The organism is Roseateles sp. (assembly GCF_965262435.1).
Lineage (GTDB): Bacteria > Pseudomonadota > Gammaproteobacteria > Burkholderiales > Burkholderiaceae_C > Paucibacter_A.
The window spans coordinates 4,208,382-4,229,723 of the sequence record NZ_OZ253537.1 but is presented as its reverse complement, the minus strand read 5'-3'; the positions used below and the strand labels follow the sequence as shown (position 1 = coordinate 4,229,723).

Genomic DNA, 21,342 nt, shown 5'->3' with positions numbered 1-21,342 from the left:
GAGCAACCGGCGATTGTCCCAGGACTGCGGGCAAACCCGGCATCAGCCGTGAAATTTGCGGGGCTTTCTGTGTGGAAATGCAGGGGAGCGCCGGCCGTGCTGCCTGCACGGGCGCGTCAGTTTTCCCGCTTCAGGCCCTGACAAATGCCTTGCTGGCCGAGGCGGGCGATCTCCTCTGCGCTCATCGGGGGCAGCAAGGGTTCGCGGCTCTGCGCCAGGCTGGTCAGAAAGCCTTCGATGGCGGTCTGGCCGACTTCCATCAGGTCAAAGGACTCCGGGTCCATGATCCATTGGTGCAGCAAGCCGTCCACCAGGGCCACCAGGGCTACGGCGGCGCGGCCGGTGTTCAAGCTTGGTGGCAGTTGCCCCAGGCTGATGGCATGTTCAAAGGCCAGGCGGTTTTGTTCGCGCCAGTTGCGGTGCGACTGCAGCTTGCGCTCCTGCAGGGCTTGCATCTCGCCGGTGTACTCGACCTTTTGCATGGCGATTTCGAACACGCGCCGGGTGCGCTCGTTGTGCATGGCCGAGTAGAAAACGTTGATCAGGCCCCAGCGCAGATCGGCAAGGCTGAGCACGCCGCTGGCGTCCACATTCATGTCCATGCCTTCTTCGAGGGGCATGGTGGCGCGCTCCATCATGGCGTCGAAGAGCTCGGCCTTGTCCTTGAAGTGCCAGTAGATCGCGCCGCGGGTGACTCCGGCGCTGAGGGCGATGTCTTGCAAGGAACAGCGGGAGACGCCGCGCTGCTGGAACAGCTGCTCCGCCGCGTCGAGCAAGCTCATGCGTGTTTCTTGTGCTTCTTGTTTGGTTTTCCGGGCCATGGTGCAAGGATTTTAAGGCACAAAACATACATGCGCGAATGTATGTATATACTGGCGACCGTTCTGCAACAGCCCCACGACTCGAGCGTGCCTGACATTTGTCGCCGGCGCTTGATCTGAAGCAAGATGCCCTACACGCCAAATCACACTTTTTCGATCGCCCCTGCTGCGCCGCACGCTCAGCGAAATCAAAGGACAAGCCCGATGCTGCCCTCCCAACTTCAAGCCTCCGATGCTCTGAATCCCGCCCGTGACGCCATGCGTAGTCGCGCGCTCTATGTGCTGCCCCTCGTGATCGCCGTGGCTGCCGCGCTGACCGCCTGTGGCGGCGGCGACAATGCCGGCGCCGGCCCGGCCGCTGGCGGCATGCCGCCGCCGGCCCCGGTCGGCGTGGTCAAGACGGAGCTGCAGGCCGTGGGCTTGCAGACCGAGCTGCCTGGCCGGGTGGAAGCGCAGCGCACGGCGCAGGTGCGCGCCCGCGCCAACGGCGTGGTGCTCAAGCGCCTGTTCACCGAAGGCTCTGAGGTCAAGGCCGGACAGGTCTTGTTCCAGATCGATCCGGCACCGTATCAGGCCGCTTTCGACAGCGCCCAAGCCAGCCTGGCCAAGGCGCAAGCCAATCTGGCCCAGGCATCTGCCCAGGCCGAGCGCAACAAGCCCCTGGTCGAGGCCCGCGCCATCAGCCAGCAGGAATATCTGAGCAGCGTGGCCGCCGCCAAGGCCGCCGAGGCCGATGTGGCCGCTGGCCGCGCCGCGGTGCAGAGCGCCAAGCTCAACCTCGGCTACGCCGCCGTCACAGCGCCGATCTCGGGCCGCATCGGCCGCGCCTTGGTGACCGAAGGCGCCCTGGTCAGCGCGGCGGAAGCCACGCAGCTGGCCCTGGTGCAGCAGACCAGCAGCGTCTACGTCAACTTCACGCAGAGCGCCAATGAAGTGCAGCAGCTGCGCCGTGCCCTGGCGGGCGGCAAGCTGCGCTCGGCCGGTGCCCAGGCCGCCCAGGTGCGCATCGTGCTGGACGACGGCAGCGAGCTGGCCAAGCCCGGCCGCCTGCTGTTCACCGACCTGAGCGTCGATGCCGCTTCGGGCCAGGTCAGCCTGCGCGCCGAGGTGCCCAATGCCGAGGGTCAGCTCTTGCCGGGTCAGTATGTGCGGGTGCGTTTGTCGCAAGGCGAACTGCCGGCCGGCATCCTGCTGCCGCAACAAGCGGTCAAGCGCAGCAACCAGGGTGACTCGGTCCTGGTGGTCGGTGCCGGCAACAAGCCCGAGCCGCGCATGGTCAAGGTCGGCAGCGCCCAGGGCAACCAATGGGTGGTGCTGGACGGTCTGAAGCCGGGTGAGCAGGTCATCGTCGACGGCTTCCAGAAGATGTTCGTGCCCGGCGCGCCGGTCACGCCGGTGCCTTGGTCGGCCGCTTCTGCTTCGGCGCCGGCCGCCCCCGCCGCTCCGGCCTCGGCCGCCAGCCGCTAATACGAGGTTCACAACATGGCACGTTTCTTCATTGACCGGCCGGTCTTTGCCTGGGTGATCGCACTGTTCATCTTGGTTTTCGGCGCGGTCTCCATCACCAAGCTGCCGGTGTCGCAGTACCCCACGGTCGCGCCGCCTGCCCTGTCCATCAATGTGGCCTATCCCGGCGCGTCGGCCAAGACCCTGGACGAGAGCGTCATCTCCGTCATCGAGCAAGAGCTCAATGGCGCGCCCAAGCTGGCCTATCTGGAATCGGTCAGTCAGGCCAATGGCACCGGCGCCATCACCGTCACCTTCGAGCCCGGCACCAATCTGGAGCTGGCTCAGGTGGAGGTGCAGAACCGCCTGAGCCGCGCCTCGCCGCGCCTGCCCGCTGCCGTGACGCAGCAGGGCGTGCGCATCGACAAGGCTGGCAACAACTTCCTGCTCTTCGTCATGCTGTCCAGCAAGACGGGCACTTTGGACACCAAGGCTCTGGGTGACTATGCGGCGCGCAACATCGTGCCTGAGCTGCAGCGCCTGCCCGGCATCGGCCAGGCCCAGCTTTTCGGCACCGAGCGCGCCATGCGTATCTGGCTGGACCCTGCCAAGCTACTGTCCTTCAACATCAGTCCGGCCGAGGTCAACGCCGCCATCCGCGCCCAGAATGCGCTGGTGCCGGCAGGCTCCATCGGTGAGCTGCCGAATCTGTCCGATCAGACCATGTCGGCCACCGTGGTGGTCAAGGGTCAGCTGGAAAGCGCGGACCAGTTCAAGAACATCGTCTTGCGCGCCAACACCGATGGTTCCAGCGTGCGCCTGAAGGACGTGGCTCGGGTCGAGCTGGGTGGCCAGAACTATGGCTCCTACTCTCGCCTGAACGGCAAGCCGGCCACCGGCATCGGTATCCAGCTGGCGCCAGGCGGCAACGCCTTGGCTTCTGCGACTGCCGTCAAGGAACGCATGGCCGAGCTGCAAGCCTACTTCCCCGAAGGCGTGGCTTACGAGGTGCCTTACGACTCGTCCAAGTTCGTCAAGATCTCGATCACGCAAGTGGTCGAGACCCTGGTCGAGGCCGTGGTCCTGGTGTTCCTGGTGATGTTCCTGTTCCTACAGAACTGGCGCTACACCCTGATCCCCACCATCGTGGTGCCGATCGCTTTGCTGGGTACCTTTGCCATCATGTTGTGGCTGGGCTTCTCCATCAATGTGCTGACCTTGTTCGGCATGGTGCTGGCTATCGGTATCTTGGTGGACGACGCCATCGTGGTGGTGGAAAACGTCGAGCGCATCATGAACGAGGAGGGGCTGCCGCCGCTGCAGGCCACCCGCAAGGCCATGGGCCAGATCTCGGGCGCCATCATCGGCATCACCGTGGTCCTGGTCTCGGTCTTCGTGCCCATGGCCTTCTTCGCCGGTTCGGTGGGCAATATCTACCGCCAGTTCTCGCTGGCCATGGTGGCCTCCATGCTGCTGTCGGCCCTGATGGCGCTGACGTTGACCCCGGCCCTGTGCGCCACCTTGCTCAAGCCGGTGGAAGCCGGTCACGGCCACGCCAAGACCGGTTTCTTCGGCTGGTTCAACCGCGGTTTCTCGCGCACGGCCAAGGGCTATGAAGGCTGGGTGGCCAAGCTGCTCAAGCGCAGCGGCCGCATGCTGCTGGTCTACGGCGTCATCGTCGCCGCCGTCGGCCTGATGTACACCCGCATGCCCACCTCTTTCCTGCCCAATGAAGATCAGGGTTATCTGATCGTCAATGTGCAGCTGCCCCCGGGCGCCACGGCCAACCGCACCGAGGCGGCGGTCAAGCAAGTCGAAGACTTCATGCTGGCCCAGCCCGAGGTGCAGAACACCGTGGGCGTGATCGGTTTCTCCTTCTCGGGCCAAGGCCAGAACGCCGCCCTGGTGTTCGTGCCGCTCAAGCCCTGGGAAGAGCGCATTGGTCCGCAGCACAGTGCTTCGGCCCTGGCCGGTCGTGCCTTCGGCGCGATGATGGCGGTGCGTGATGCCTTCATCTTCCCGCTCTCGCCCCCGCCGATTCCTGAACTGGGCACGGCCACCGGCTTCGCCCTGCGCTTGCAGGACCGCGGCGGCCTCGGCCACGAGGCCCTGCTGAACGCCCGCAACCAGCTGATGGGCATGGCCAGCAAGAGCAAGCTGATCACCGGCATGCGCCCGGACGGTCTGGAAGACGCGCCGCAGCTGCAGCTGGACATCGACCGCGACAAGGCGGCCGCGCTCGGCGTGAGCTACGACGCGGTGGCTGCCGTCATCGGCACCCAGCTGGGTTCGGCCTATGTCAATGACTTCCCAAGCAACGGTCGCCTGCAACGCGTGGTCGTGCAAGCGGAAGCCCAGGCTCGCATGCAGCCGGAAGACCTGCTGCGCTTGAACGTGACCAACGCCAAGGGTCAGAGCGTGCCTTTGTCGGCCTTCGCTTCGACCCATTGGATCACTGGCCAGATGCAAGCCACACGCTACAACGGCTACCCGGCCATGCGCCTGGCCGGCGACGCGGCGCCCGGTGCTTCCACCGGCGCGGCCATGACCGAGCTGGAGCAGATGGTCAAGCAACTGCCTCCCGGCATCGGCTACGAATGGACCGGTCTGTCGCGTGAAGAAAAGCTTTCGGGCTCACAGGCCACCATCCTGCTCGTCTTCTCGCTGCTGGCCGTGTTCCTGTGCCTGGCTGCGCTGTACGAGAGCTGGTCCATCCCGCTGTCGGTGCTGCTGGTCGTGCCGCTGGGCCTGCTGGGTGCGCTGATGGGTGCCAGTTTCCGCGGCATGCCCAATGACGTGTACTTCAAGGTCGGCCTGATCACCATCATCGGCTTGTCCGCCAAGAACGCCATCCTGATCATCGAGTTCGCCAAGGACTTGCAGGCTGAAGGCAAGGGCTTGATCGAGTCCATCCTCGAGGCCTGCCATCTGCGCTTCCGTCCCATCATCATGACCTCGCTGGCCTTCATCCTGGGCGTGACGCCGCTGTTCTTCGCCACTGGCGCAGGCTCTGCCAGCCAGCGTGCCATCGGCACCGGTGTGCTCTCGGGCATGGTGTCAGCCACGGTTCTGGCGGTGATTTTTGTGCCGGTGTTCTTCCTGGTGGTGCGTCGCCTGTTCAAGGGCAGCGAACGCCAACGCCGCATCTACGCCCATCAGGCCGATGGTGCCCAGCCCAGCGGTTCTTTGCCCGCCGAGGAGGTTTGAATGGAAAACAACAAGACCTTTCGCAAGACCCCGTTGCTGCGTTTGAGCGCGCTGGCTTTCGCAGCTCTGAGCCTGACGGCCTGTGGCAGCCTGGCGCCCGAGCATGCGCGCCCGGCCGCCCCGGTGGCCGCACAGTGGTCGGCCCCGGCCGCCACCAGCGGCACGGCCGCGGCCGAGCTGAGCTGGCAGAGCTTTTACGGCCAGGACGAGCGCCTGCGCGCCCTGATCGACCTGTCACTCAAGAACAACCGCGATCTGCGCGTGGCCCTGCTCAATGTCGAGCAAGCCCGGGCCCTGGCCCGCGTCAGCGAAGCCAGCCGCCTGCCCACGGTCAACGCCGGTTTCAGCGCCAGCCGCCAGCCCAATAGCAATGGCGTGGGCAGCAGCAACAACTACCAGGCGGGTTTGCAGGTCACGGCCTATGAGGTCGATCTGCTGGGCCGGGTGAAGAACCAGGTTGATGCCGCCACGGCCCGCTACCTGGCCTCGGCCGAAGGCAGCCGCGCCGCCCAGATCAGCCTGGTGGCAGGCGTGGCCTCGGCCTATCTGGTGCTGCAGGCCGACGAGGAACTGCTGCAGCTGGCCCAGCGCACCCTGGCTTCGCGTGAAGACACGCTGCGCCTGACTCGCCTGAAGTTCGATGCAGGTGCGGCCTCCTCGCTGGACCTGAGCGCCGCCGAGTCGGCCGCAGCCGCCACCCGCGCGGCCGTGGCTCAGCAGCAGCGTCAGCGTGCCCAGGACGAGAACGCCCTGGTGCTGCTGGTCGGTCAGCCCTTGCCGGCCGATCTGCCGGCGGGCCAGCGCCTGCAAGCGCAAAGTCTGGCCGATGTGCCGGCCGGTCTGCCTTCGGAAGTGCTGGTGCAGCGCCCCGATGTGCTTCAGGCCGAGCAGCAGCTGCGTGCCGCCAACGCCAATATCGGCGCGGCTCGCGCGGCCTTCTTCCCCAGCATCACGCTGACCAGCAATCTGGGTACGACCAGCTCGCAGCTGTCCGAGCTGTTCAAGAACACCGCGTTCAGCCTGGTGGGTCAGGCCTTGATGCCCATCTTTGATTCGGGTCGCAACGAGGCCAATCTGCAAGCCGTCAAGGCGGCCCAGGGCGTGGCCGTGGCGCAGTACGAAAAGGCGGTGCAAACCGCCTTCCGTGAGGTGGCAGATGCTCTCGCGGGCCGTGCCACTTTCGGCGAGCAGTTGCAGGCCCAGGCCGCGCAGACGGCCGCCGAATCGCAGCGCCTGAAGCTGGTGGAGCTGCGCCATGCCAACGGCGCCTCCAACAGCCTGGAGCTGCTCGACGCCCAGCGCGCCGCCTTCGCTGCCGAGCAAGCCTTGCTGCAAGTGCGCCTGGGCTCCTTGCTCAACGGCGTGCAGCTCTACAAGGCTCTGGGCGGTGGCTTGAAAGCGGGTTGATGCGCTGAGTTGAACCTGCCCAAGCAAAAGGCGCCCGGTCGAATCGACCGGGCGCCTTTTTCGCTCATTCATGCGGATGGGCTTGGGCCCATCCGGCCTTCAGGCAGAACTCAGTGAGCCTGAATCCAGGCCAGGCCTTCTGCCCGAGCGTAGCGGATGGCGGCACGCTGGCTGTGGAAGCTCGGCGTGAAGCGCATGACGCGGTCGTGGCTGGCCATGCCCTGGCCAGAACGGATGGAGACCGAGGCGGCGAAGCTGCCATCGGATTGCGGCTTGATCATCGGCGAGACCAGGTACTTGCCGACTTCGATGCTGTGCTTGTTTTGCATATTCTTGTTTTCTTGCATTGCGGCTGGGCTGGCTGCCCGTGCCGCAGGGATTGGAATGAAAAGATTCAGTCCAAGGAGTTCGGAAAAGCGTTCGAAACAGGGGAGGGTAGCTTGCTACGGCATGTTGGGGCATGCAGTGGATCGAGAGTCCTCAAGGTCTCCATCGATCTCAGGGCCGGGCTTGGGATGCTCGGCTTGGCTTGAGGTGCTCGGCCATGGCGGGGCCGCCTCAGCCTGCCATCATCGGCAGGGCTTGTCAGGTCCAGTGTGCGCTTTGACGGAGCGCAATGCTGGCCGGACTTGTCTTCTTCGTTTGTTTTTCTACTTCTTGGTACTTCGTTTTCTGCTGCCTAGGTCAAAGTGCCCGATGCAAACAAAAAACAATGGGTTGACGCTTGCACGCCAACCCATCAGGTGAGTGGCGCTCAAGAGCGCCACTCGCCGGGCTCAATTACAGAGCGCGGATGTTCGAAGCTTGCAGACCCTTGGGGCCTTGCTTGACTTCGAATTCAACCTTTTGGTTTTCGGCCAAAGTGCGGAAGCCGCCGTTGTTGCGGATTTCGCTGTGGTGGGCGAACAGGTCCTTGGAGCCGTCTTCAGGCGTGATGAAGCCGAAGCCCTTGCCGTCGTCGAACCATTTCACGGTGCCAGTTTGCATTGTTGTCATGATGTGTTCCTTTTGAACAAATTAAAAATACTCCGCGGCTCGCGACAACGCAAAGCCTGCAGAGACAGAAACACTCAAGAACAGTCAAACGGGGAGTTGAAACTGAAGCGAGCCTGGCGCGACGAATGAAGCGAACGTACGGCGGGGCTGCAGATTGAAGACCTTGAAGAAACGGTCTTGTGCGTATCTATGCCGCTAATGTAGCACAGATCCTGGCGCGTGGCGATGGGACTTGTTCTGCGCTCCAGTAACTGGCAAGCTGCGCGGCTCCATGAAAACTGCCTACAGTCTTGTGCCGTCCTGCGGCCCCACGCGCGCCTCGATGCTTCTCTGTTTGCTGCTGACCTTGTGGCCAGTCAGCGTTTGGGCGGCGCCTGATGAAGATCTGCTGGGTCGCGCCCAGGGCTATCCGGTCGGGCAAGCCAGCAACTGGTTCAGTCAAGAATCGGTGCGTGTCGGCTCTTTCACTCATCAAGGCGAAATCCAAGGCTTGATGAACGGCGGCGTGCGGGAGCTGGCGCCCAGTGCTCAGCCCCTGACGCTGCAGCGCAGCGCGACCGAGCCGGCCTACCGCTGGCATATCGACGCTTTGCGCAATCTGGGTGTGGATGATTTTCTTGCGCGCCAAAGAGTCATGGGTCTTCTGGTCATCAAGGACGGGGTTATCCAGCTGGAGCGATATCAGTATCGGCGCGGCCCACAACACCGCTTTGTTTCGAATTCCATTGCCAAGTCCCTGGTCTCACTGGCCGTGGGACTGGCCTTGCAGGAAGGTTTACTGCATTCGCTGGACGATCCGGCTCAGCGCTATGCGCCCAGCTTGACCGGCTCGCTGTACGGCCCTGTGCGCTTGCGCGACCTTCTGCGCATGGCTTCCGGCCTGCGCTTCACTGAACGCTACGACGGCATCGACGATCTGGAGCGCTTCGGGCGTGCTGCTGCGCGCGAGGGTCTGGAGGCTGCGGCCCAGCAGCTCGGCACTCGCGCAGCGCCGCCGGGCGAGCGTTTCAATTACGCCAGCGCCGACACCATCGCGCTGACCCTGGTGCTGCGTGGCGCGACAGGCATGGGCCTGAGTGAGTATTTGCAGAGCCGGCTCTGGGAGCCGATGGGTGCGGAGATGTCGGCCTTGTGGCGAACCGATCGGCTGGGCGTGGAGATTGCCAGCGGCAATTTCAATGCCGGCCTGCGCGACTATGGCCGCTTGGGCATGCTCTTGGCTCACGACGGCCAGCGAGCGGACACCGGGCGGCAAATCCTGCCGCGCGACTATCTGGTCGAAGCGACCGATGCCAGACGGCACCCGGCTTTGTTTTCGCCCGGCCAGGCCACGCCGTACTTTGGTTATGGCTACCAGTTCTGGACCTTTCCTGGTCGTGCGCGCCGTTTCGCCTTGCTGGGCGTCTATGGGCAGATGATTTTTGTCGACCCGGCCCTCAAGCTGGTGATGGTGCAGACCAGTGCCAATGCCAAGCCTCATGCGCGCGATACCAGCTTGGCTCGCGAAGCCGACGCCTTTTGGCGCGGCCTGGTTGCCTATTACGGCGGCAGCTGGTGAGAGGCGGCTAGGATGCGGGCGCCAAAGAAGAGGATCCTCTGCGATGCGAATTGAAATTGAAGCCGGCGTGCGCTTGTTTGTTGATGTTCAAGGGCCTGGCTTGTTGCCTGACGGGCCCCTCATGCGTGAGCTCCCGACTCTGATCTGCATGCACGGCGGACCCGGCTTTGACCATGCCGCGTTCAAGCCGGGTTTCGGCGCGCTGGCCGATATCGCTCAGGTCATCTATTACGACCATCGCGGTCATGGACGCAGCGACCCGCGGCCATCCAGCGAGTGGAATCTGGATACCTGGGCCGACGATGTGGTGCGCCTCAGCGATGCCTTGGGCTTGGTCAAGCCCATGGTGCTGGGCCAGAGCTTCGGTGGCTTTGTGGCGCAGCGCTACATCGCCCGCCACCCCGCGCATGCCGGCAAGGTGATTCTGTCCAGCACCTCGCACCATATGGGCTTGTCGCGCAAGCTGGCGGCGTTTCAGCGCCTCGGTGGGGACGCGGCACGGGCCTTGGCTGAAGCCTTTTGGACCGAGCCCTCTGACAGCAGTTGGCAGGCTTATTGGCACGGCGTGCGCGGGCTGTACAACACCCGCCCTCCGCTGGATCCCGAGGCCGGTGCGCGAACCCTGATCAAGCCCGAAATCCTGTTGCATTTCGTCGCCGGTGAGAAGCAGGGCATGCAGTTGCTGCCCGGCCTAGCGTTGGCGCAATGCCCGGTGCTGGTGATGTGCGGCGAGGAGGACCCTGTCTGCCCGCCCGAGGATGCCGAGGAGATCGCCGCGGCTCTGCCCAGCCAATGGTCGCAGCTGGTGCGTTTTGCCGGTGTCGGGCATGGCGCCTGGCGCGACGACCCGGAGGCGGCATTCGCGGTCCTGCGCCACTTCATCCAGGCTTGATGCCAAGCCCCTCCGTGGAGCGCTTTAAGCGCTGATCAGCGCGGCCAGCTCGCGTTCGACCAGCGAGGCGTCGCCGAGATTCATTTCGATCAGGCGGCGCAGATGGGTGATGCTTTCAATATCGATGCTGCGGCACAGGACGCCGGCGCGCTCGCCTTCCACATGCGTCAACTCGCCGGCCATGGCGATGCAGGTTTCGCCATCGGCCAGAAGGATTTTGAGCAGGCAGGGCGCACCCAGACTGGCGCCTGAGCCGGCCGGCAGTCGCAGCAAGGCGCCCTTGAGCGAGAGATCGAGCACCTGAGCTTGCAGATGGGCTTGCGTGGTGATGAGTTCGGCATGCACGTCGAAGGCGACGCGGGCGAACTGGCGGCGTTCGGTATTGATGGCAGTCTCCCAAAGGCGAGGAATGTGCCAAGCCATGCTAGCAGAGGGGCTCGTTCAAGGGCGGGGCAAATCAGCCCAGCTTTGCAACTCAGTTGAGCATGCCGAGCTCAGCCGGACCAGGGTTCGCAAATGGTGCTTTGCTCCACAGCCTTGCGCAGGCGTGCCGGCACCACGGCGTCCAGGCCCATGGCTTCCAAGGTGTACCAGGAGGCGCGCAGATAGGCCGCGGTGGCGTGCCGGGCTTCGCCCAGGGGGATGTCCCGCAACTCGGCGTTGTCCAGGGCTCGGCTCTCGGACATTCGGCTTTGCTGGTGGCTGCGCGGCTCAATCAAAGGCGCGCGGTAGCGCAGCGCAATGCGTGCCAGCAGGCCTTGGACTTCGTCCGTGTGCGCATGGGGCCCCAGCAGCTTGGCCAAATCGCCGAGCACCTGTTCCGCAGCGGCCGCCAGCAATCGAGCGGCATGGTCGCTGCCGCCGGCCAGATAGAGGGCCGCGGCCAGGTCGACGTACTCCAGCGCCAGAGCCAGCTTGGGCAGATCAGTGTGCGAACTCATGGACGTGGGCGGGAGGCGCGAGGCCGTTTTCAGCGTGCGACAGTGTAGGCTGATGGTTGGATGCCGACGCAGAGATGAAGCGCGCACACCGTCACGGAAACGGCGCGCCTTTGTGCCGGCTCGTACTCAGTTCAGCGCCACCGGAGACAGACATGCAAGATTTCAAGGAAACCATGGACCGACGCGGCAGCCTGTTGCAGTTGGGCGGCCTGTTCGTGGCGTTGGCAGGCTCCGGCCATGTGCTGGCGGCGCCGTCTGAAGGCGAGGAGGGTGGCTATGACGAAGACTCCATCCTCAAGGCCGCAACCGACTTCTTCGGCGACAGCACCGAGGGCCTCGCGCGGGTGATCGAAAAAGCCTTCAAGGAGCAGGGCAGACCCAATGCCTTCATCAAGGGCGAGGAGGTGGGGGCGGCACTGAGCGTCGGTCTGCGCTACGGCGAAGGTCGTCTGCAGATGAAGTCGGGCGGCAGTGCGCCGGTGTTCTGGGCCGGGCCATCGATCGGCTTTGACGCCGGCGTCAACGCGTCCAAAGTATTCACCTTGGTCTACCACTTGCCCAAGGCTGCCGCCATCTACCAGCGCTTCCCGGGCGTGGATGGCAGCCTCTACTACGTCGGCGGCGCTGGCATCAACTACCAGCGCCTGAAGGGCATCACCCTGGCGCCGATTCGCCTCGGCGTGGGTTTGCGGGCCGGTGCCAGCGTGGGTTATGTGCACTACCGCAGCAAGAAGTCATACAACCCCTTCTGATGCGAGCTGCCAGGCTTGCGGGTGATTCCGGGCTGCCGGAGCGCGAGCATTCCAAGCCCGCCTTCCGCCATTTGGTGGCCCGAATATCGGCGCTCGTCACAAGAGACTTGGTGTGAGCTGACACGACTTCTAAGCTGACTCCCAGACCACATATTTTCGACGTCACGAGTTGGAAATTCTGTGGCACATCAGGCCCACCGAACGGAGTCACCATGAAGCCCATTTCTTTTCTCACCCCCCTGTTTGCCATCTCCATGACTTTGGCCGCGGCCTCGGTTCAGGCGCAGACGCATTTGCAGCGCGTCGATGTGACCGGGCAAGGCGTCAGTGATTTGCAACTGCCACCCCTGAGCATGGTCTGCCCGGCTTATGCACAGACCTTGCAAGAGCAGCTCAGCGCGGTGGCGACGCATGTGGGCAGCGCGGCCACCGTGCGAGTGAGCTTCAAGCTCGGCAGCGATCAACCCAGCGATCTGCGCATTCAGGACGGACCGCTCGAGTACCGCAAGGCAGTCCGCCGCGCCATGCACCATGTCAGCTGCCAAACCGGCGTGGCACAGGGCGGCGAATACAAGCTGGTGCTGAGCTTCAATGCCGCCAGCCCTGCGACCACGGCAGCCGCTGGCATGGCCCACCAGGGGCGCGTGGCGCTCGCCCTGCGTTGACGGGGCGGCCTCAGGGCAGCCAGATTTCGAAACGTGTCCCGCTCTGGCGCTGCAGCGGGTCGCGCGGCTGGAGCAGCACATGACCGTGACGTTCGCCCAAGTTGTGGGCGCGCGCCACGGCGGCGCACAGCTCCATACCCAGGCCGGTCGAGGAGCGTGCTGAAGGGTCTATGGCATCTAGTCCCAAACCGTCATCCTCGACGGCAAACACCAGGAAGCCGTCGCGGACCCGCACGTCCAGCAGCACATCGCTGCGGGCAAAGCGCCAGGCGTTGTGCAGGGCCGCCTCCAGAGCCAGCAGCACCAGGCGCGGATCGAAGTACCAGAATGCCGGCGCCGATGCCTCGCCGCTCAAACGCAGTGGCGCTCCATCGGGGCGTGAGTCCATGCGCAGCAGCTGTTGCAAGAAATCCCGTGGCGACTCGTCCGAGACATGGGCATTCATATGCCGCTCAGGCGCTGCGTAAAGGGTCAGATAGGCGACTAGGCGCTGGCGCAGCTGTGCGCAACGCTGATGGGCGCGGTGCGCGGGCTCGGGTGCTGGGTCATGGGCCAGCAGGCTCAATTCCGCCTCCAGGACACCCAGCTGGTTCTTCAGATCATGCACCAGCATGGCCAGCAATTCGCGGTTCATGGCGCGGCGCTGGCTCCTGTCAGGGGTGCCGGTGCGCTCATGCTGAAAGCGCCATTGCCCTGCAAAGCGGCCAAGGTCTCGCGCAAATAGCGTCGCATCTGCGCGACCCGGTCGTTCGCGGGCAGCAGCTTCTCCAGGCGAGCCAGATAGTCGCGCACCTGATTGAGTCGGCTGTCGTCCATCCGCTTCTTCAGGCGCAAAGCCATGCAGTTCATCTGCGCACATTCGAGCAACACGGTGGTGTTCTCTGGGTACTCCGCCAGCTCAGCCTCGATGGCCAGCAAGGCTTCGTCGAGCTTGCCACTGCGCAGCAGCAGCTTGGCCTCATGGAGGCGGGTTTTCAAGCCCTTGGATGCGGCGTGGACCACCAGTTCAATCTGCTCACTGTGACCGGTGTCGGTCAGGGCCTTGCAGACCAGCTGCTGAATGCGGCTGTTCTCATGATCGGCGCTGACGGCCTGCGCGATCAGTTTCAGGCCGGCCTCGATTTGTCCCGTCACCAGGGCCGCCCTGGCCAGCGCCACAGAGGCGAAATCGGCCTTGCCCGTGCTGTGGTGGGTCAGCGCCTGGGTGGCCTCGCGCAAGGCCTTCTCGTTCTCGCCCAGCAAGGCATGGGCCTGCGCGCGTATGGCCATGGTGACGCATTCGAAATCGGGCTCGTGAGCACCCCGCGTGGCGCGGGTGGCGGTGTCGCTGATCAGTTCCAGTGCCTCTTTGGCTTCACCAAGGTCGATATGGGTTTGGGCCAGGGCGTGCAGGTCCTGCGCTTGGGCCGTGATCGAGCCTTGGCTGGATTTGATCGCCTTGAGCAAGCTGGCCTTGGCCGTGGCCAGGTCGCCGTTGCGGTAGGCGCTTTCGGCCAGCTGTCGCAGGCGCCGTGCCGAGGGCACCACCTGGGCGCTTTTCTTCATCATCTGCATGGCACTCGTCGGGTCGCCGAGTGCCTCCATGGCTTGGCCGGCCACATCAAAGGCGGCCAAGTTCTTTTCGCCCTCAGGTGTCGCGATGATGCCCAGGGCCAGGCGCTTGGCCTCGTCAAACTTGCCGGCGGCTTTGTGCGCACGGGCCAAGCCAATCTGTGCCCACATCAGGCCGGCGCGCAGGTCGAGCGCGCTCTGGAACATCAGGCGGGCTTCCTCGGCATTGCCCAGGTCCAGCAGGGTCTGCGCCTTGAGTTGCAAGGCGTACATGAACCAGCGGTCCTTCTTGGCCAGCACGGCATCGCAGGCGAGCAGCGCGCCAGCGAGGTCGCCCTTGCTCAAAGCCTTGGTGATGTCGAGCAAGGCGTGGCGCTTGTCCAACTGGCTTTTCAAGCGGTCTTCGATATCCCCTGCGGTGATGGGCTTGAGCAGATAGGCATCGGGCATGTGCTCGCTGGCCGCGGCGACCGAGTTGTAGTTGCTCTCGGCCGTGATCATGAAGAAGAGCGTGTCGGGCGGCAGCAGCTGGGCCTCCCGCAGGAACTCGAACAGCTGCTGGCCGTCGGTCTTGTGGTTGAGGTTGTAGTCGCACAGGATCAGCCCGTAGTGCTTGCTGCGCACCATGCGCAGGGCGTCTTCGGCGGACCCGGCGGCGTCGATCTTGCCAATGCCCAGCATGCCCAGCTGGCCGCGCAAGGTGGTCTGCTGCGTGGCCATATCGTCCACGACCAGGGCTTCGATTCGGGAATACGGGGTGTCGACGCGCATAAGCTCCCTTGTGCGGCTAGGGTGTCGCCTGGCTGCGGCCTGACGGGCCGGCGTAGCGATCAGTTGGATGGTCCGAGCTTACAGGAGCACCGGCCGCGCGTCGAAATGCTGGGTGCCTGGGTGCCTGTTACCTGGCTAGCGATGGCGTTCAGGCGTAGGCATTGAGCCGCGTGCCCAGATGCCCGCTGGTGGCGAGTGGCGGCTGGGCTGGCACGGAGGCCAACAACTCCAAGGCGCCTTGGCCTTGCATGTCGATCGCCTTCTTGAGCACCAACATCTGCGCACTCGACTGCACGCTGCCGGGCGCGGCAGAGCCGGCGTTGTGGACCAGGGCGGTGTTGGCGAGTTCCATGCGGGGCTCCTTTGGGCGGCTAGGCCTCTTGCTTTTCGGCCGCCCCGGCCTGGAACTTGAGCGGCCTTCCTCAGCCTGTGTTGCGCAAGCCGGCGGCGATGCCGTTGATCGACAGATGGATGCCGCGCTGGACGCGCTCCATGCTCGGGTCGCTGGCGCGACTCTCCAGCGGTACGGCACGGTAGCGGCGCAGCAGCTCGACCTGAAGGTGGTTGAGCGGGTCGATGTAGGGGAAGCGGTGGCCGATCGATCGCGCCAGGGCCGGGTTGCCGGCCAGACGCTCGCGCTCGCCCGTGATCAGGCTCAGCGCTTGGCTGGTGCGCTCGAACTCGGCCTTGACCGCCGCGCAGATCTTCTTGCCCAGGCGTTTGTCTTCAACCAGGTCGACATAGCGCTCGGCAATCGCCAGATCGGTCTTGGCCAGCACCATGTCCAGATTGGACAGCAGGGTGCGGAAGAAGGGCCACTGTTTGAACATGCGCTTGAGCAAGGCTAGGTTCTTGCCATGCTGCTCGCTGCCCTCGGGGCCGAGGAAGTCGAGCACGGCCGAGCCGAAGCCGCACCAGCCGGGCAGGGCGACGCGGCTCTGCCCCCAGCTGAAGCCCCAGGGGATGGCGCGCAGGTCCTCGATGGCGCGGGTCGGCTTGCGCGAGGCCGGGCGCGAGCCGATGTTCAGCTCGGCGATCTCGCGGATCGGCGTGGCGGCAAAGAAATATTCGGCAAAGCCGGGCGTGTCGTAAACCAGGCCGCGGTAGGCGCCGAAGCTCAGGTCCGACAGCGCTTGCGCGGCCTCCAGGAAGCTCTTGGGCGCGCTCTTGGTCGGGTGCAGCAGGGTCGCTTCCAGCGTGGCGGCCACCAGGGTTTCCAGATTGCGCCGGCCGATCTCGGGGTTGGCGTATTTGGAGGCGATCACCTCGCCTTGCTCGGTGAGGCGGATCTGGCCGTTCACCGTGCCCGGAGGCTGGGCCAGGATGGCCTGGTAGCTCGGGCCGCCGCCGCGGCCCACGGTGCCGCCGCGGCCGTGGAACAGGCGCAGGGTGATGCCACGGGCTTCGGGCAGGGTGGCAAACATGTCGACCAGGGCGATCTCGGCGCGGTAGAGCTCCCAGCTGCTGGTGAACACGCCGCCGTCCTTGTTGGAGTCGGAGTAGCCCAGCATGATGTCCTGCTCACCGCCGCTGCGTTTGAGCAGGGCCGAGATGCCGGGCAGGGCATAGAACTCGGCCATGATGACCGGCGCCTCGCGCAGGTCGCCGATGGTCTCGAACAGCGGCGAGACGATCAGGTCGCTCACCGCCTCGCCGTCGAGGGTGCCGCGCAGCAGGCCGACTTCCTTGAGCAGCAGCAGCACTTCCAGCAGGTCGCTGACCGACTCGGTGTGGCTGATGATGTAGTGGCGCAAGGCCTCGCGGCCGAAGCGCTGCAGGCTTTCCAGCGCCGCCTCGAAGATGTCCAGCTCCCCCACGGTCTTCTCGCTGTACTGGGCGCCGTGCACGCGCAGCGGCCGGGCGTCTTGCAGCAAGCGCAGCAGCAGGGCGCGGCGGCCGGCTTCGTCGAGGGCGCTGTAGTCGACCTCGACGCGGGCGGTGCTCAGCAGCTCGGCGATCACGGCCTCGTGCTGGTCCGAGCTCTGGCGCAGGTCCAGCGTGGCCAGGTGGAAGCCGAATACGCGCAGCGCGCGCATCAGGGGTTTCAGGCGCGGCGCAATCAGGGCACCGGCATGGTGGCTGCGCAGCGAGTGCTCGATCACCTGCAGATCGGCCAGCAGCTCGTCCGGGCTGGCGTAGGGCGCTTGCGGGGCGACGGCGTGGCGCAGGGCCTCGGTGCCGGTCAGCTGCTGCAAGCTGGCGGCGGCGCGCGCATACATGCCGGTCAGGGCGCGGCGGTAGGGCTCGTCCATGCGGTGCTCGTTGCGGTCCGGGCTGCGTTCGGCCAGGGCCTGCATTTCCTGCGTCACCTGGGCCAGCCGGGCCGAGATGGACAGCTCGGCGCCCAGCTCATGCAGCTCCGTCAGATAGTGGCGCAGCGCCACCTCGCTCTGACGCGAGAGCGCATGGCGCAGGGTGGTGGCGGTGACATTGGGGTTGCCGTCGCGGTCGCCGCCGATCCAGTGGCCCATGCGCAAAAAGCTGTTGAACTCGTGGCCGGGCAGGGCTTCCTCCAGCTCGGCATAGAGCTTGGGAATCTGGCGCAGGAAAGTGGCCTGGTAGTAGGACAGCGCGTTTTCGATCTCGTCGGCCACGGTCAACTTGCTGTAGCGCAGCATGCGGGTCTGCCAGAGCTGGGTCACGCGGGCGCGGATCAGGGCCTCGTTGTCACGGCGCTCGCGCTCGCTGTGCAGGCTGTCGCGCTGCTCCACCAGCTGGGCCACGGCGCGCTCCGCATCGAGGATGCTCTTGCGCTGCACCTCGGTCGGGTGGGCGGTCAGCACCGGCGAGATGAAGCCGTGCTGCAAGGTCTTGGCGATCTCGGCCGGCCGCACGCCGGCCTCGTGCAGGCGCTCCAGGGCAAAGGCCAGCGAGCCCTCGGCCAGGCTGCCGGCGCGCTCGTGCACCTCGCGGCGGCGCACATGGTGGCGGTCCTCAGCGATATTGGCCAGGTGCGAGAAATAGCTGAAGGCACGGATCACGCTGACCGTCTGCTCGCCGGACAGACTCTTGAGCAGCTTGTCAAAGCTCTTGCCCGCGGCCGCATCGTGCTTGTGGCGGAAAGCCACCGAAAGCTGGCGGATTCGCTCGACCAGCTCGTAGGCCTCGCGGCCTTCCTGTTCGCGGATCACCTCACCCAGAATTCGGCCCAGCAGGCGGATGTCGTCCATCAGCGGCTGGTTTTTGTCGGCGGCCTGGCGGCTGCTCGTGGGGGCCGGAGGGGCGGATTTGGCGCGACGCGGGGCGGCTTTCGAGGAGGCGGGCATGGCGGGGCTCGGCTGGACAGGGGTGATGTAACAAGGTTACGTTATTCCAACTCTAGCAGTTTCTTCGCGTGGCCAATTTCGGCTGAGTTACAACAGTCGCCTGCTAGCATGCCGGCCATGAAAGAAACCATCATCATCGCCACGCGCGAAAGCCGCCTGGCCCTCTGGCAGGCCGAGCATGTCAAGGCGCTGCTGGAGCAAAGCCTGCATCTGAACGTCGCCCTGCTGGGCATGACCACCCGCGGCGACCAGATCCTGGACCGCACCCTGTCCAAGGTCGGCGGCAAGGGCTTGTTCGTGAAAGAACTTGAAACCGCGCTGGAAGAGGGCCGAGCCCATCTGGCCGTGCATTCGCTCAAGGACGTGCCCATGGAGCTGCCCGAGGGCTTCGCCCTGGCCGCCATCCTGGACCGTGAAGACCCGCGCGATGCCCTGGTGTCCAACCGTTATGCCTCGCTGGCCGAGCTGCCGCAGGGTGCCTTGGTCGGCACCTCCAGCCTGCGCCGCGTCGCCCAGCTCAAGGCTTTGCGCCCCGATCTGCGCATCGAGCCGCTGCGCGGCAATCTCGACACCCGCTTGCGCAAGCTCGACGAAGGCGGCTACGACGCCATCGTCCTGGCCGCGGCCGGCCTCAAGCGCCTGGGCCTGGCGGATCGCATCCGCAGCCATTTCAGCGTTGAGGAGATGATTCCTTGCGCTGGCCAAGGTGCCCTGGGTATCGAACTGCGCGCCGATGCGGCAGAACTCAATGCTCAGCTGGCCACCTTGATCGACCGCCCGACCTGGCTGGCCACGCAGACTGAGCGTGCCGTCTCGCGCAGCCTGGGTGGCAGCTGCAGCATGCCGCTGGCGGCCCATGCGCGTTGGCAGGGTGAGCAATTGCATGTATCGGTGGCCCTGGGTCATGCCGAGTCGCCCGAGCGGCCCTTGTTGAAGGCGCAGTTGCAGGCCGTGGTGCGAAGCGATGCGGAAGCGGTGGCACTGGGCCAGCAAGCGGCGCAAGCCCTGCGTGATCTGGGCGCGGCGGACTATCTGCCCGCCGTCTGATCCGGCCGCCGCCATGGCGTCGCCCGAGACTGCCACCTTGCAGCTGATCCTGACCCGGCCGCAGCAGCAGGCCGGCGAATGGCTGCAGCGCTTGCAAGCGCAGGGCGTGCCGGCGCGCAGCTTCCCGCTGCTGGCCATCAGCGCCGGTGCGCCCGAGCAGGCGCAAGCGGCTTGGGCTGTCTTGCCGCGCGGGCGTTTGGCGTTCTTCGTCAGCCCCAATGCGGTCGAGGGTTTTTTCGCGCAAGCACCGGCGGGTTATGAATGGCCCGAGGCCTGTCTGGCCGCCTGTGTCGGGCCCGGCAGCGCGCGTGCCTTGCAGGCGGCCGGCGTGCCAGCGACGCACATCGTCCAGCCGCCGGTTGACGCCCTCAGTCTCGATTCCGAGCACTTGTGGCCTCAGCTCAGCGGCATGGATTGGCAGGGTCAGGGCGTGTTGATGCTGCGCGGTGAGGGCGGCCGCGACTGGCTGGCCGAGCGCTTGCGCGAGCGCGGTGCGGCACCGATTGAATTCTTCAGCGTTTACCGGCGCGGCTGCCCGCAGCTGGATGCGGCGCAACAGCAGGAGCTGGCCGATCTGCTCGCCCAGCCGCAGCGCATGCTGTGGCTGTTCAGCAGCGGCGAGGCGGTCGGACATTTGCACCGCCTCGCGCCGGCTGGCGTGGATTGGTCGCGCCAGCGTTGTCTGGCTACCCATGCTCGCATCGCCGAGCGCGCTCGTGCCGAGGGCTGGGGGCATGTGGTTTTGACGCGACCCGACGCGGCCGCCGTGGCCCAAGCCTTCGGTGCGGTCCAGGCCGACGCCTACAATCATTTTCACTGTGAGTGATCCCCAAACCCCCCCTCTCGACGCCACGACGGGCGCTGCTGCGCCCGCCAGCGATGCGACCGGCGCGAGCCTAAGTTCCGCGATTTCCTCTCCCTCTGCAGCGCTGCCAGCCAACGCTTTGCCGAGCTGGCTGCCGGTCACCCTGCTGCTGCTCGGCGTCGCCTCGTTGGCCGGTGTGGGCCTCGCCTGGCAAGGCCTGAGCCGCCAGCAAGCGCTGGAACAAGAGCTGGTGCGCCGCCAGGAGTTGGTGCAGGCTGAGGCCAGCGAAGCCCGTGCCGCTTCGCGCCAGTCGCAAGACCTGACCCGCGACACCGCCGCCAAGGTGGCCTTGCTGGATGCTCGCTTGGCCGAGGTGGCTTTGCAGCGCGGGCAACTGGAAGAATTGATCCAGTCCATGTCACGCTCGCGCGATGAAAACGTGATCGGCGACATCGAAGCCTCGATCCGCGTGGCCTTGCAGCAAGCCGCCGTGACCGGCAGCGTTGAGCCCTTGGTGGCCACGCTCAAGCAAGCCGATGAGCGCCTGCTGCGTTACAAGCAACCGCGCATGGAAGGCGTGCGTCGTGCCGTGACGCGCGATCTGGATCGCGTCAAAGCCATCAGCGTGGTCGACGTGTCGACCCTGACGATCAAGCTCGACGAAGTGGTGCGCTTGCTGGACGAGCTGCCTCTGCTGGCCGTGGCCGAGCGCGGCGGTGAGCCACCGGCCTCGGGCGTCAAGCCCAAGCCGAGTTCGGCAGGGGCCAAGTCGGCCGGAGGCAAGGCTGAAGTTGCGCCGAGAGAAGAAGATGGACTGCTGGCGGTCTGGTGGTGGGGGGCCAAGACCCGCTTGGCCGAAATGGCCGGCCTGGTCTGGGGCGAAACGCGGACCCTGGTGCGCGTCACGCGCATCGATCACCCCGAGGCGGTGTTGCTGGCGCCCGAGCAGGCTTTCTTCCTGCGCGAGAACCTCAAGCTGCGTCTGCTCAACGCCCGCCTGGCCTTGCTGAGCCGCCAATTCGACACGGCACAGGCCGATCTGCGCGACAGCCAGGACGTGCTGAACCACTATTTCGATGCCCGTTCGCGCAAGGTCAGCTCGGCCATCGAATTGGTCCGCCAGGTGGCTGGCCAGGCACGCCAGGTCAATGTGCCGCGCCCCGATGACACCCTGGCCGCGCTGGCGGCTGCTGCGGCCGGCCGCTGATCACGCCGGT

At 65.5% G+C, this 21,342-nt stretch carries 19 protein-coding genes; 10 read left to right on the top strand and 9 right to left on the bottom strand.

The features are described from left to right. Nucleotides 1-116: 116 nt before the first annotated feature. Entirely contained in the window at nt 117-782 is a 666-nt protein-coding gene (locus ACQY39_RS18240) for a TetR family transcriptional regulator (RefSeq protein ID WP_428508626.1), read from the bottom strand. 243 nt (nt 783-1,025) lie between these two features. Here ACQY39_RS18240 and ACQY39_RS18235 point away from each other — a divergent pair, with 243 nt between their 5' ends. From ACQY39_RS18235 to ACQY39_RS18225, 3 genes are read left to right on the top strand one after another with little or no spacing between them, the layout of a single operon-like run. Further along, entirely contained in the window at nt 1,026-2,288 is a 1,263-nt protein-coding gene (locus tag ACQY39_RS18235; RefSeq protein ID WP_428508624.1) for an efflux RND transporter periplasmic adaptor subunit, read from the top strand. Between the two features lie 15 nt (nt 2,289-2,303). After that, nucleotides 2,304-5,474 carry an efflux RND transporter permease subunit gene (locus tag ACQY39_RS18230; protein WP_428508622.1) on the top strand — a complete coding sequence of 1,057 codons (3,171 nt, stop codon included), beginning with the start codon at nt 2,304-2,306 and terminating at the stop codon, nt 5,472-5,474. Beyond that, nucleotides 5,475-6,881, top strand: coding sequence for an efflux transporter outer membrane subunit (locus tag ACQY39_RS18225; RefSeq protein ID WP_428508620.1), 1,407 nt, complete (start codon nt 5,475-5,477; stop codon nt 6,879-6,881). It begins immediately after the preceding gene. 110 nt (nt 6,882-6,991) lie between these two features. Here the strand turns inward: ACQY39_RS18225 and ACQY39_RS18220 are convergent, their stop codons facing one another. Both ACQY39_RS18220 and ACQY39_RS18215 read right to left on the bottom strand, forming a co-directional pair. Continuing rightward, nucleotides 6,992-7,210 carry a hypothetical protein gene (locus ACQY39_RS18220; protein WP_263519787.1) on the bottom strand — a complete coding sequence of 73 codons (219 nt, stop codon included), beginning with the start codon at nt 7,208-7,210 and terminating at the stop codon, nt 6,992-6,994. 451 nt (nt 7,211-7,661) lie between these two features. Further along, complete coding sequence (locus ACQY39_RS18215) at nt 7,662-7,868, bottom strand: cold-shock protein (protein ID WP_058720877.1); 207 nt, start codon at nt 7,866-7,868, stop codon at nt 7,662-7,664. A 331-nt stretch (nt 7,869-8,199) separates the two neighbouring features. On the opposite strand from ACQY39_RS18215, the gene ACQY39_RS18210 reads away from it, so the two are divergent. Both ACQY39_RS18210 and ACQY39_RS18205 read left to right on the top strand, forming a co-directional pair. Further along, nucleotides 8,200-9,435 carry a serine hydrolase domain-containing protein gene (locus ACQY39_RS18210; RefSeq protein ID WP_428508618.1) on the top strand — a complete coding sequence of 412 codons (1,236 nt, stop codon included), beginning with the start codon at nt 8,200-8,202 and terminating at the stop codon, nt 9,433-9,435. 121 nt (nt 9,436-9,556) lie between these two features. Further along, on the top strand, nt 9,557-10,327 hold the full coding sequence (locus ACQY39_RS18205; RefSeq protein WP_428508616.1) for an alpha/beta fold hydrolase: 771 nt from the start codon (nt 9,557-9,559) through the stop codon (nt 10,325-10,327). A 24-nt stretch (nt 10,328-10,351) separates the two neighbouring features. Here the strand turns inward: ACQY39_RS18205 and ACQY39_RS18200 are convergent, their stop codons facing one another. Together ACQY39_RS18200 and ACQY39_RS18195 are read right to left on the bottom strand one after the other, a co-directional pair. Beyond that, the gene (locus tag ACQY39_RS18200) at nt 10,352-10,750 is read right to left on the bottom strand and encodes a PilZ domain-containing protein (RefSeq protein ID WP_428508614.1); all 399 of its coding nucleotides are present in this window, start codon (nt 10,748-10,750) and stop codon (nt 10,352-10,354) included. Nucleotides 10,751-10,821: 71 nt separating this feature from the next. Further along, nucleotides 10,822-11,268 carry a hypothetical protein gene (locus ACQY39_RS18195; protein ID WP_428508612.1) on the bottom strand — a complete coding sequence of 149 codons (447 nt, stop codon included), beginning with the start codon at nt 11,266-11,268 and terminating at the stop codon, nt 10,822-10,824. 152 nt (nt 11,269-11,420) lie between these two features. On the opposite strand from ACQY39_RS18195, the gene ACQY39_RS18190 reads away from it, so the two are divergent. Both ACQY39_RS18190 and ACQY39_RS18185 read left to right on the top strand, forming a co-directional pair. Continuing rightward, nucleotides 11,421-12,020 carry a DUF1134 domain-containing protein gene (locus ACQY39_RS18190; protein ID WP_428508610.1) on the top strand — a complete coding sequence of 200 codons (600 nt, stop codon included), beginning with the start codon at nt 11,421-11,423 and terminating at the stop codon, nt 12,018-12,020. 212 nt (nt 12,021-12,232) lie between these two features. Continuing rightward, a complete protein-coding gene (locus tag ACQY39_RS18185) occupies nt 12,233-12,685 on the top strand; it encodes a hypothetical protein (protein WP_428508608.1) in 453 nt (150 codons plus the stop codon). Between the two features lie 10 nt (nt 12,686-12,695). Here the strand turns inward: ACQY39_RS18185 and ACQY39_RS18180 are convergent, their stop codons facing one another. From ACQY39_RS18180 to ppc, 4 genes are all read right to left on the bottom strand, one after another. Continuing rightward, the gene (locus ACQY39_RS18180) at nt 12,696-13,319 is read right to left on the bottom strand and encodes an ATP-binding protein (protein WP_428508606.1); all 624 of its coding nucleotides are present in this window, start codon (nt 13,317-13,319) and stop codon (nt 12,696-12,698) included. Next, a complete protein-coding gene (locus ACQY39_RS18175) occupies nt 13,316-15,007 on the bottom strand; it encodes a response regulator (RefSeq protein WP_428508604.1) in 1,692 nt (563 codons plus the stop codon). The genes ACQY39_RS18180 and ACQY39_RS18175 overlap by 4 nt, the downstream gene beginning before the upstream one ends. A gap of 148 nt (nt 15,008-15,155) precedes the next feature. Then, the gene (locus ACQY39_RS18170) at nt 15,156-15,359 is read right to left on the bottom strand and encodes a putative motility protein (protein ID WP_428508602.1); all 204 of its coding nucleotides are present in this window, start codon (nt 15,357-15,359) and stop codon (nt 15,156-15,158) included. A gap of 70 nt (nt 15,360-15,429) precedes the next feature. Then, nucleotides 15,430-18,273 (bottom strand): phosphoenolpyruvate carboxylase, encoded by a 2,844-nt coding sequence (gene ppc, locus ACQY39_RS18165; RefSeq protein ID WP_428508600.1) that lies wholly within the window; start codon nt 18,271-18,273, stop codon nt 15,430-15,432. Between the two features lie 117 nt (nt 18,274-18,390). Between ppc and hemC the strand changes: the two genes are divergently transcribed. The 3 genes from hemC to ACQY39_RS18150 are packed head-to-tail and all read left to right on the top strand — an operon-like array spanning nt 18,391 to nt 21,332. Further along, on the top strand, nt 18,391-19,320 hold the full coding sequence (gene hemC / locus ACQY39_RS18160) for a hydroxymethylbilane synthase (RefSeq protein ID WP_428508598.1): 930 nt from the start codon (nt 18,391-18,393) through the stop codon (nt 19,318-19,320). A gap of 13 nt (nt 19,321-19,333) precedes the next feature. Further along, on the top strand, nt 19,334-20,146 hold the full coding sequence (locus ACQY39_RS18155; RefSeq protein ID WP_428508596.1) for a uroporphyrinogen-III synthase: 813 nt from the start codon (nt 19,334-19,336) through the stop codon (nt 20,144-20,146). Next, on the top strand, nt 20,139-21,332 hold the full coding sequence (locus ACQY39_RS18150; RefSeq protein ID WP_428508594.1) for a uroporphyrinogen-III C-methyltransferase: 1,194 nt from the start codon (nt 20,139-20,141) through the stop codon (nt 21,330-21,332). Before ACQY39_RS18155 ends, ACQY39_RS18150 begins: the two co-directional genes overlap by 8 nt. The last annotated feature ends 10 nt before the right edge of the window (nt 21,333-21,342 follow it).